The sequence below is a fragment of the Massilistercora timonensis genome (assembly GCF_048354975.1).
Classification (GTDB): Bacteria; Bacillota; Clostridia; order Lachnospirales; family Lachnospiraceae; genus Massilistercora; species Massilistercora timonensis.
In genome coordinates, this window is the sequence record NZ_DBGCJQ010000094.1 from 1 (window position 1) to 6,190 (window position 6,190).

Annotated in this window: 8 protein-coding genes and 1 tRNA gene; 3 read left to right on the forward strand and 6 right to left on the reverse strand. The window is 50.3% G+C overall.

Annotated features, from left to right (window positions below; translation table 11 throughout):
• The first annotated feature begins 202 nt into the window (after positions 1-202).
• The gene (locus ACML7B_RS08330; RefSeq protein WP_418540559.1) at positions 203-1,324 is read left to right on the forward strand and encodes an SLC13 family permease; all 1,122 of its coding nucleotides are present in this window, start codon (positions 203-205) and stop codon (positions 1,322-1,324) included.
• Here ACML7B_RS08330 and ACML7B_RS08335 read toward each other — a convergent pair.
• A complete protein-coding gene (locus tag ACML7B_RS08335) occupies positions 1,263-2,345 on the reverse strand; it encodes a M56 family metallopeptidase (RefSeq protein WP_418540563.1) in 1,083 nt (360 codons plus the stop codon). The two genes, ACML7B_RS08330 and ACML7B_RS08335, sit on opposite strands and share 62 nt — an antisense overlap.
• Between ACML7B_RS08335 and ACML7B_RS08340 the strand changes: the two genes are divergently transcribed.
• Complete coding sequence (locus ACML7B_RS08340) at positions 2,262-2,471, forward strand: hypothetical protein (RefSeq protein WP_418540564.1); 210 nt, start codon at positions 2,262-2,264, stop codon at positions 2,469-2,471. The two genes, ACML7B_RS08335 and ACML7B_RS08340, sit on opposite strands and share 84 nt — an antisense overlap.
• 318 nt (positions 2,472-2,789) lie before the next feature.
• On the opposite strand, the gene ACML7B_RS08345 is transcribed toward ACML7B_RS08340, so the two are convergent.
• Positions 2,790-3,164, reverse strand: coding sequence for a BlaI/MecI/CopY family transcriptional regulator (locus tag ACML7B_RS08345; RefSeq protein WP_204909734.1), 375 nt, complete (start codon positions 3,162-3,164; stop codon positions 2,790-2,792).
• A gap of 198 nt (positions 3,165-3,362) precedes the next feature.
• Between ACML7B_RS08345 and ACML7B_RS08350 the strand changes: the two genes are divergently transcribed.
• Positions 3,363-3,433 (forward strand) — tRNA-Trp (locus ACML7B_RS08350).
• Positions 3,434-3,490: 57 nt separating this feature from the next.
• Here ACML7B_RS08350 and ACML7B_RS08355 read toward each other — a convergent pair.
• From ACML7B_RS08355 to ACML7B_RS08370, 4 genes are all read right to left on the reverse strand, one after another.
• Positions 3,491-3,703, reverse strand: coding sequence for a type II toxin-antitoxin system HicB family antitoxin (locus ACML7B_RS08355; RefSeq protein ID WP_346708736.1), 213 nt, complete (start codon positions 3,701-3,703; stop codon positions 3,491-3,493).
• Positions 3,704-3,756: 53 nt separating this feature from the next.
• A complete protein-coding gene (locus ACML7B_RS08360; RefSeq protein WP_418540561.1) occupies positions 3,757-4,290 on the reverse strand; it encodes a nitroreductase in 534 nt (177 codons plus the stop codon).
• A gap of 41 nt (positions 4,291-4,331) precedes the next feature.
• Positions 4,332-5,258: a hypothetical protein gene (locus ACML7B_RS08365; protein WP_346708738.1), complete on the reverse strand. Its 927-nt coding sequence runs from the start codon at positions 5,256-5,258 to the stop codon at positions 4,332-4,334.
• A 101-nt stretch (positions 5,259-5,359) separates the two neighbouring features.
• Positions 5,360-5,998 carry a hypothetical protein gene (locus tag ACML7B_RS08370; RefSeq protein ID WP_346708739.1) on the reverse strand — a complete coding sequence of 213 codons (639 nt, stop codon included), beginning with the start codon at positions 5,996-5,998 and terminating at the stop codon, positions 5,360-5,362.
• Positions 5,999-6,190: the final 192 nt, after the last annotated feature.

Sequence of the window (6,190 nt, forward strand, 5' to 3'; positions counted from 1 at the left end):
CCGGGAAGGGCTGGAAGTAAAGGAAATACGCTTTCATCATACCGGCGCCCACTGTGACAAAATAATACTGGGACTGAAAAATCATATGGAATATCCGCAGGATAAGATCCTGGAAATCATCCGTGGAGAAAACGGGGTGAAATTCTCCAAAATCCTCCCGTGATCTTCAGCCTGTGTCCACAGATTTTACGGAGGCAGATACATGAGGATTCTTAAGAACATCTGGAAAAATGAGACGGTGTGCTGCATCGCCTTTTTTCTGGCGGTGTTTTCCGCCTTTTTGGTGACGCCGGACGGGGAGTATCTTGCCTACCCGGATTACCGGACCATTGCCTTATTATTCTGCCTGATGATCATTGTGGCCGGCTTTCAGTCCAAAGGCGTCTTCGCCAGAATGGGCCATTTCCTTTTGCGCAGGGCCAGGAGTATCCGGGCGTTGTCCGCAGTGATGGTCCTGTTGTGTTTCCTTAGCAGCATGGTTATCACCAACGACGTGACTCTTATCACCTTCGTCCCCTTCACCATGCTGGTGTTCCGCATGATCGGGGAGACGGACCGGCTGGTAAAGCTGGTGGTACTGGAGACCATCGCGGCAAATCTGGGCAGCATGGCCACACCCATCGGGAATCCCCAGAATCTTTATCTCTACTCCATCTCCGGACTTACCATGGGAGAATTTGCCCTGGCGGTCCTTCCCTATGCCGGGCTTTCCCTGGGGCTTCTGATGGCGGCGGTGATGGCAGGAAGAGACGAGCCTCTGATGGATCTGGAAATACGGGAAAAGAAGAAAAAAACAGGAAAAGAAATTATAAAAGAAATTTTCCCGTTTCTAATGCTATTAATTTTATGTCTTCTTGTGGTGTTTCATGTGTTGAATTATATACCGGTCCTGCTGATGGTGATCGTAGTGATCGGAGTGGTCAATAAGCGTCTTTACCTGGAAGTGGACTATTTTCTTCTGCTGACCTTTTTGTTTTTCTTTATTTTTGTGGGAAACATGAAACGGATCCCGCAGATCAGTGAACTTCTGATGGAACTGGTGGCAGGCAGAGAACTGCTGACCGGCGTTCTGGCAAGCCAGATGATCAGCAATGTTCCGGCAGCCATCCTGTTATCCGGGTTCAGTAAAGATTTTTCCGCTCTGCTGACCGGCGTGAACCTGGGCGGCCTGGGAACTTTGATCGCTTCTCTTGCCAGCCTTATATCCTATAAGATCTTTACCCGGGATTATCCGGAAAGCAGGGGACGGTTCCTTTTGATCTTTACTTTCTGGAATCTTCTGTTTCTGCTGGTCCTGTCCGGGGAGGCCCTGTTGTTATCCTAGACCACTGGGGCGGACAGGTTACATGGTACTGCCTGGAACTTAGCTTATGATCGGCCACTTCGTAGATAGTCAGACAGTCCTCCGTTAAGAAAAAGGACTGGCCTGTTTCCGATAAAATGCCGTACAAAGTCGGAGTATCCGCGGTGTTCGCTTCGCCGTAGCTTGTCAGGTATGTTTCCATCTCCAGTTCACTCAGGAACCGGGAGACGGATTCCGGGTCCGCAAGAGGGATCTCCGCTTCCGGATGATCTGTCCCTTCCGGATAAAAGCTTGCTTCTGCAACGTCTGCACTGGTCAGCCCTGTCACTTCCGTCATCTTTCCACGGTCTGTGGAAAGATTTACATTTCCCATTAACAAGCTGCTGATTATAATTGTAAGGAAAAGCAGAGGAAGGCCCAACCGCTTTTCTCTGGCAGAAACTGTGGATTTCAGCCGGTAGCAGAGTGTCTTTGCAGAAGCGGAGAGACAGGTGGTGTACCCCCTGCCGTCGCCGGCAATGGAGAGCAGAAGTTCTGCATATTTTTTCCGGGTAGAAGGGTCGGCATCTTTTAAAACGATCTCGTCGCAGGACAGCTCCAGATCTTCTTCTGCTTTTTTCACTGCCAGCCAGACCAGCGGATGGAACCAGCCCAGGGCATTGACAAACCCCAGGAAAAATTTGGTGTGGGTGTCGTGCCTCTGGATATGGTGGAGTTCATGGGAAAAAATAAGCTCCATTTCCTCTTCGGAATAATCCCGTTCCGGAAGGTAGGTTATCCAGTTGGAACGGTACATGCCGATGGTCAGGGGCGTGCGGATCACGGGACTGAAGCGAAGTCCCAGAGGGCGGGTCAGATCTCCGATTTCCAGATCACGCTTTACCCGGACCCAGATAGCGAGAATTTCTAAGTCTTCCACAGGATGGGAATGTGTTTTCAGCATTCTGGAAAAGCGAAGATGGGAGAAAACCTGCCAGGCAAAGAGCAGCGCGAATCCACCAAGCCAGACCAGAAGAAGGGTATAGATAACGGCGCGAGGCACGTAAAAAACAGGTCTGACCGGCAGGGGAAGGTGATCATAGTTGTAAATAACAGTTGGCTGATAAAACAGGAATACCGGTATCACCCAGAATGTGGCGCAGGTTCTGGCGGTGTATCGGGTCCGTAAAACAGGCAGCAGAAATAACACCAGGACAAAATAGACGCTGATAAAGAAAAACAGATCTACGCCCAGACTGAAGATGTAGCCCCGGCTTTTTTCCCATCCGAAGAACAGAAGGCACAAGCTAATGTAAAAGACGATGCAAAGCGGGAGGACCAGAGGATCCAGAAAGACAACGGTATTGTTGTCGCTTCGAAACCCCCATAGCGGTCCCTTTCGTCCGTGTTCGGCATTCCAGGTACTTTTGAGAGATCCTGTCAGTGCAAAACCAAGAAACAAGGCCCAGAACAGGCGAAACAGGAAAAAAAGCATGAAGTCGGTCATTTAGAACACCTCCTTTTCCAGCATTTTCCGCAGTTCTTCCAGATCCTCTTTGTCAATTCCGCTGTCGCACAGAGCAGTAGCGAATCCGGCTACCGATCCGCCAAACATCCGGTCCAGGAAGGAGCGGCTTTCTGACGCCAGGTAATCTTTCTGCTTGATCAGAGGACGGTAGAGATTGGTCCGTCCCTCTTTTTCCAGTGACAAAAATCCTTTCTCACACAGACGGGTCAGGAGAGTCAGGATAGTCGTGGGGGCAAGAGGATGGATCTTTTCCAGCGCCTGCTCAATGGTCATCCGGGATACGGGCGCAGGTTCTGCCCAGATGATCTGCATGATCTCCAGTTCACTTTCCGGAAGATGAGTCATTTTCTTCATCAGGTGTCGCCTCCCTTCATTTCTATTTGAAAATTAGGTTTGAAAAACAAATTCTACATCTGTAGAATTATTATATTCTACAGATGTAGAAAAATCAACAAAAAGCCTTTTCAGGAAAATAAAACGTGGATTTTTACGATTAATGATTGACAAATTCGCCTCTGATATGGTATAAATGTCTAGTGCACAAGTGCATACAGGGGATTGGTCAAGTGGTATGATAGGGGTCTCCAAAACCTTTGGCGGGAGTTCGATTCTCTCATCCCCTGCTTGAAGAAAACCCCCGGGAAGCCGGCAGATAACGGCTTCCCGGGGGTTTTTATATATTATATAGTTAATGTTTTATACGAGGACGGAACAGGGATTGATTCCCCGTCTTCAAGTGCTGTTTCAATCCACTCGCCAATAATTTTCTGAGTATTCTCGATGGCCTCGACAGGGGTTTTTCCATCTGACATACATCCAGGCAAATCAGGAACTGACGTAACATAACAATTGTCCTCATCAGACCAATATAAAATAACAGGATATTTATACATACTATCTCTCCTTTCCATCTTCCAGGACTTTTTGCACATCAGAAAATCGAATGTTACTCTTCCCTGATATAGAAAAGTCTGTTTTCCTTTCTTTCCGGGGCTTTGGGATACTCGCCCGCAACATACCCAATCGCGCAGTGTCCGATCCCTTCATATTCCTCCTCGATCCCAAGAGATTTCAACAGATTCCGGCCCCATTCCGTTTCAAATTCTTCCTTCGCCCTGTGGATCCAGCAGCTTCCCAGACCCAATTCATGACAGGCAAGCATAAGGTTCCCCATCACAAGGCTTCCATCATATACATGGGTCGGCCAGTCCTTTTTGCCAAGGACGATCAGCATGGCCGGAGCGCCGTAAAAGGGATCGAATCCCTCATCCCATCCGCCGATCTTCCGGTTCATCTCCGCGATTTCATCCCGAACACTCTTCTTCGTCACCTGGATGATGATCGTGTTCTGGCTTCCTCTGCCATTTGCCGCGTAAAAGCCTGCTTCCATAATCTGATCCAGCAGTTCCTGGGGCACGGCATCCGGCCTGAAACTGCGGATACTTCTTCTTTCTTTCATCGCTTCTAATACCTTGTTCATCTTTCATCCTCCTCTTTATTTCTCTTTCTGATACTCCACCATTACAGACTCATCCACACACTCCACAGACCCGCCAGACAGATCAGGAACCACAGCAGCAGGAATCCGCCTCCCAGCGCCAGCCGGATCACTGCGAAGGGCACGTCTATCGCATCGATAAGTCCCGGCTCCAGGCAGATCTCGCCGGTATGCCGGTTCCGATACAGCGGACAAGGCAGACCGACCTGGATTTTCTTGGCAGTAGTATCCCGTTTGGTCCGCCAGTAACGCGGACCTTCCGGCGTAGCATAGCAAAAGACCGGATACCTCCAGCCTCCATCGCTGTCATAATTATCCAGGATGATCATGATACATCTGGCTTCCAGCTGCTCCAGCATACCGGCGCTCTTGCGCAATCCAAAAATGAACGGACCAAAGATCGGTCCCAGCGCATATGGCGCCAGCCCGATCCCGGCCGCGGCACACAGGCATATCCCCAGCGCGGAGCCGGTCCCATAGACCAGCTGCCCCACCAGATTGGGCTCATCGTACCGAAAGCTGCCCAACATGGGAGCAAAACCCTCCCCGCCAATGAGCAGGGCAATCCCGGTAGCGATCAGGAAAACTGCCCCCGGGAACAGCAACAGCCAGTACGGACGTTTTCTGGTCCAAAGCTCCCACTCCCCGGTTTCCGGCCAGAACAATACCGGAACACTTTTATCCTCAGGCGCAGGCACAGACAGAATCCCTTTATAATCCTGCACCTTTCGGTAACTTCTTCCCTGCCAGAAAAAACTCAGATCCACGCTGGCGCCGCATTCTTTATTATCAACGATTCCGGTTCCGTCATCCGGAATCTGGTAGCGACGGTCCACAATGCCGGCCTCTATGCGAATTCCCTTTCTCCTGTGAAACCACTGGCGCAGGCGCCAGACTGCCAGGCCTAAGCACCCCGCGCCGGCAAGAAGAAATACAATCGTCCAAATCATGAAAAAGCCCCCTTCGCAAAGACAGTTTCCTTTATTTTACTGCCTTCTCACAGAGAGCGAAATCTGTTTCCGGTAAGGAATCGGTTAAGAGAAAGTAAATTTTATTTCAACATCGGGTCTGTCACCCGGGTCCGAAAGAACTGGATCAACGGTCCGTTCAGGCATGCATTGCAGATGGTGCCGATCCCGATGATCATCCACAGGCTGTCCCCGGAAGCCAGGCAGAACAGCACCCCTATGATAATGGCAGTCACATCCGTACAGATCCGCATATACTGAAACGGAACCTTCCCCTGCAGCATTTTCCCCAGAATAACTGCCAGGCTGTCATAAGGCGCGATCCCCAACTCCGCAGTCATATAGAAGGCCACTCCCAGACCGGCAAACACGCTTCCTGCCAGCAAGGCCCCCACCTTAAGCGGCATAGTCATGGATATCTGCAGCACATCCAGGAAAAGCCAGCAGAGCAGATCTGCCCCATATCCCACGCACACCATGTTGACAATGGTTCCGGCGCCGATACATTCCCGGAGAGTAACGAATACAAAAACCAGGATCACCCCGTTCATGATCAGCTGCCAGGTCCCAAACTGCATGTCAAGAAACCCGCTGATGCCAAGATTCATGCAGGTAAATGCGTCTACCCCGAATCCGCTTAACCGATAACAGCCTACGCATACGCTGATGAAAAAAATACCCACCAGCATCATTAAGATTCTTCTTCCTGTCTTTTCTCCCATCCTTTTATGTCCCCCTCACACAACAGGCGGGATACCTGTTTTTTTCAGATATCCCGCCTCTCATTTTTCTATCAGATCACCTGGATACCGGCCATCCCGATATTCATTTTCCGGAATACACGGATCAGCACTTTGCCAAGCGCGATCACCAGCACTGCCGCCGCGATCGCCTCCGGGATCCCTGCTGCCGTC

Excerpts from the sequence above, each read along its gene's own strand:
- ACML7B_RS08330 (WP_418540559.1), top strand. The coding sequence starts at position 203 with ATGAGGATTCTTAAGAACATCTGGAAAAATGAGACGGTGTGCTGCATC.
- ACML7B_RS08340 (WP_418540564.1), top strand. The coding sequence starts at position 2,262 with ATGGGAGAAAACCTGCCAGGCAAAGAGCAGCGCGAATCCACCAAGCCA.
- ACML7B_RS08345 (WP_204909734.1), bottom strand. The coding sequence starts at position 3,164 with ATGAAGAAAATGACTCATCTTCCGGAAAGTGAACTGGAGATCATGCAG.
- ACML7B_RS08355 (WP_346708736.1), bottom strand. The coding sequence starts at position 3,703 with ATGTATAAATATCCTGTTATTTTATATTGGTCTGATGAGGACAATTGT.
- ACML7B_RS08360 (WP_418540561.1), bottom strand. The coding sequence starts at position 4,290 with ATGAACAAGGTATTAGAAGCGATGAAAGAAAGAAGAAGTATCCGCAGT.
- ACML7B_RS08365 (WP_346708738.1), bottom strand. The coding sequence starts at position 5,258 with ATGATTTGGACGATTGTATTTCTTCTTGCCGGCGCGGGGTGCTTAGGC.
- ACML7B_RS08370 (WP_346708739.1), bottom strand. The coding sequence starts at position 5,998 with ATGGGAGAAAAGACAGGAAGAAGAATCTTAATGATGCTGGTGGGTATT.